Origin of the sequence: Catenibacterium sp. CAG:290 (genome assembly GCF_000437715.1) — a bacterium.
GTDB lineage: Bacteria > Bacillota_I > Bacilli_A > Erysipelotrichales > Coprobacillaceae > Catenibacterium > Catenibacterium mitsuoka_A.
This window is the reverse complement of sequence record NZ_FR898869.1, coordinates 298-1,060: the sequence shown is the minus strand read 5'-3', so window position 1 is coordinate 1,060 and position 763 is coordinate 298. Positions and strand designations below refer to the sequence as shown.

Genomic DNA, 763 nt, shown 5'->3' with positions numbered 1-763 from the left:
TAAAAATAAGAAAGATACTTTATCTGATCAGATCACTGATGAAAAGGCATTATTAGCTCAAAAGAAAGAAGAACTTGCAAATGCCACTAAAGATAAAGCTGAACTAGAACAGGCTCTTAAAGATGCGAATGCTGATGTTGATCGTATCACTGCTTTAATTGATGAAAATGATAAGAAGATTAAAGCACTTGAGTCAGAAATTAACGCTAACCAGCAGAATATCAATGCATATAATGCTGAGTTAAATACTTTGAACTCTGAAGTTACTAGTAAAGAAGCTGAAAAATATGCATTATCTGCCAATATTGATATGTTAAATACTGCAATTAATGCATATAATAAACAGTTAGAAGAATGCAACAAAGCAAAAGATGCATTAGATGCTGCTAAAAACAATCTTGATAATGTTCAAGCTGAATATGACCAGACTGTTGAAGACCAAAAAGCTCAAGCTGATGTCGTAGCAAATACTACCAAGAAGCTAGATAATGCAAATGAAAGTCTTTCAAAAGCTCAAAGAGCTACTGCTGATTGGGAAGGTATTAAAGCAGGTGCCAGTGATCATTATGCACCTTATCATGATGAAGTATTAGATAACTTAATTGATACTGTATTAGTTTATGTAAGTGCGAAAGATGCTGCTGGTTCAATTGAAACTAAACTTGCTGATGCACAGAAGGACTATGATGAAAAGACAAAGAATTATGAAGATGCTTTAAGTGCTTATAATGCGGCTCTTAAGGAATACAATGACGCTAAGGCT

General features: G+C 33.7%; 1 protein-coding gene. It reads left to right on the top strand.

The window, feature by feature from the left end; translation table 11 throughout:
• On the top strand, nt 1–763 hold a 763-nt coding region (locus QVO42_RS09700), incomplete at both ends, for a hypothetical protein (protein ID WP_288164346.1).